This window comes from Chryseobacterium arachidis (assembly GCF_900129245.1).
Classification (GTDB): Bacteria; Bacteroidota; Bacteroidia; order Flavobacteriales; family Weeksellaceae; genus Chryseobacterium; species Chryseobacterium arachidis.
This window is the reverse complement of record NZ_FQUT01000029.1, coordinates 1-2,696: the sequence shown is the minus strand read 5'-3', so window position 1 is coordinate 2,696 and position 2,696 is coordinate 1. Positions and strand designations below refer to the sequence as shown.

Annotated in this window: 3 protein-coding genes; all 3 read left to right on the top strand. The window is 40.8% G+C overall.

The features are described 5' to 3' along the window. Nucleotides 1-77 precede the first annotated feature (77 nt). Nucleotides 78-962: a C-type lectin domain-containing protein gene (locus BUA89_RS22605; protein WP_083531768.1), complete on the top strand. Its 885-nt coding sequence runs from the start codon at nt 78-80 to the stop codon at nt 960-962. A 4-nt stretch (nt 963-966) separates the two neighbouring features. Continuing rightward, nucleotides 967-1,884, top strand: coding sequence for a lectin-like protein (locus BUA89_RS22600; RefSeq protein ID WP_072964274.1), 918 nt, complete (start codon nt 967-969; stop codon nt 1,882-1,884). Nucleotides 1,885-1,890: 6 nt separating this feature from the next. Beyond that, the coding region (locus BUA89_RS22595; protein ID WP_143152429.1) for a C-type lectin domain-containing protein at nt 1,891-2,696 on the top strand (806 nt) is incomplete at its 3' end.

The window sequence follows — 2,696 nt, the reverse complement described above, 5'->3', positions numbered from 1 at the left end:
AATAAAGTACTTCTTTCTTATTCAAATGCAGATCACAAAATATAGTACAGCGGCTGATATTCAGTAAAAAAGATATAATGACAAACTTCCTCAAATTATTTTTATCCTGCATTTTTATGGGTTCTCTCTCAGCCCAGGTTGGTATCAATACTCCGATGCCTGATTTAAGTGCACAGTTTGATATGTCCAATGCTCCAAAAGGATTTCTGGCTCCCCGCGTCGCACTGACGGGTACTACAGACACAACCACTATTGGCAGCCCTAAAGAAGGACTTCTTATCTATAACATCACATCGAATGCTTCTCTTACTCCCGGGTATTACTATTGGGACATTACCGCCTCTTTGTGGAAGCCGTTTTATAATAATTCGAGTTCAACGGTCAATACCAATACCCCTAAGATGTATGCTTCTGTTTTAGGATATAACCCTTACGGTGTGGCGGTACAATCGCCCGCTGCCTTCAGTTACAACGGAGTGAATGCGACTAAACAGGGGTGCTATTCATTTACAGACACCTATTCCGGAGCTCCTAAACATACCTACTGCTCTTATAATTTAAGTGCTTCTGTAGATTGGAACTCTGCGTTTAATATGGGTAAATTTTTAAACGGATATATTACGGTAATTACCTCTCAGAATGAGTGGAACTTTATTAAGACCAGTGTGTTAACAGGAGCGGGTAATTCCAACAACAACGTATGGATTGGCTACAATACGATTCAGTATCCCGGCAACAGTCCTGAATATACATGGATTACAGGAGAAAAATCTGATATTAACTGGTCAAATTCATCTACTCTTCAGACCAACTATCCTACCGGTGTTCCTAACGGAACCTCCGGATGTGTAAGGATTTCCCCGTCTTCTAATGCGACAAGAGGCTGGTATAATGATACCTGCAGTTCAACTACATTAAGTGGAAGTCCACTGAATTTCTTGATTGTAGAATTTAATAACTAAAAGAATGAAAAAGATATTGATGGGTCTTGCCCTTATCGGAAGTGTGGTGTTTTCGATGTCGAATGCTCAGATTTTTGTAGGTGTTCCGAATGCTGAACAGGAAGCATCGGCTTACTATCAGGTAGGAAAGATGAATGCAAATAAAGGGGTAGGGATGCCGACTGTTTCATTGAATTCTTTAACGGATTATAATCCTATTGTGCAGACTCCAAAACCGGGATTGCTGGTTTATAACACGAGAATCAGCGAGACGCTTGAGCAGGGCTATTACTACTGGTCTGCCATAGGTACTCCGCATTGGGAAAAAATAGGGGGTGTTGAAAATAAATTTACGATTATCCAGAATGTTGATCCGAATATATTAGGATATTCTCCCACGGGTATCGGGGCAAATGCGCCAACGACAATTACGGTAGGAAGTTCTACGGCTACGAAAGCCACTTGTGTAAAATGGGAACTGAATGCAGGAGGGAACGGACATGTATATTGTGGGTATAAAATGTCTGATAACAGTGGAAAAGACTTCGGAACAGTTTTCAATGCGCTGAAAAGTCTCAACGGATATATCGTAACCATTACAGCTGCTCCGGAATGGGATTTTGTAAAAACAAATATTTTAAATAATTCTACAAATGCTTTGAATACTCCGGCGTGGATTGGATACACTTCTGTAAAAACTCCGGGAAACAGCGAAAGATACAGGTGGATTACCAACGAAACATGGAGAAGTAATTGGGGAAATAATGCTTCGGTTCAGTCTTTCTTTGCAACCAATAATCCTGTGGCTGCGGCAAACGGTCAGTGCAATATGATAGCCGGATCTTCTTATAATGCCAACAGAGAATGGTATAGTGGTGCTTGTAATGGTACGGCACTTTCAGGAGCAAACGTTAGCAGTATTATTGTTGAATTTAATCAGTAAAAAAAAATGAAAATATTTAGCCTTATCATATTATTTTGTGGTATTTCTTCACTGTACTCTCAGGTAGGAATAGGAACTGCCAACCCCAATCCATCCACAGCATTGGATATTGTTTCACAAAACCGAGGTTTTTTGGGACCTAGAATTGCGTTGACAAGCAGGACGGATAATGCAACAATACCTACTCCGGCAAACGGCATTTTAGTGTATAATTTAACTACTTTGGCAGGAACAGAAGCGACGGCTTTAGCTCCGGGGTATTATTTTTGGTATTCCGGGAGGTGGTATCCGTCCAAGAAAGGTGAAATTATCAATATCACAACAAACGGTACTTTAAAAACATACTTAGGTTATGATGCTACAGGAGTTCATTCTGCAGCTAACTTTTCGAATGGGGGAATCAATTTTACAGGTTTGGGATGTAAGCAATGGACAATGGCCTCTGGGGGAAATAACCACTGGTATTGTGCTTACACGGGAGATAAAAGTACACCGGCCTGGGAAGAGGCATTTAATGCTGCTAAAAGCAAGGGAGGATATTTGCCTACTTTTACTACCCTGGCAGAATGGACGTGGTTTGAAACCAATATCTTAAAACCCACTACAGGATACAATGTAACAAGCTCTGTCTGGATTGGTTATAATAAAGTAAATTTTTCGGGTAACCCTACCGAATTTACCTGGATTACAGGGGAAACTTCCAAAATTCTATGGGCCAACAATTCCAGTACGGAAGACTATTTCCGTTCAGGTGAGCCTAATAATACCGGAGGAAACGAAGGTTGTGTACATATCATAAATGCGGGTGACGG

Excerpts from the sequence above, each read along its gene's own strand:
- BUA89_RS22605 (WP_083531768.1), top strand. The coding sequence starts at position 78 with ATGACAAACTTCCTCAAATTATTTTTATCCTGCATTTTTATGGGTTCT.
- BUA89_RS22600 (WP_072964274.1), top strand. The coding sequence starts at position 967 with ATGAAAAAGATATTGATGGGTCTTGCCCTTATCGGAAGTGTGGTGTTT.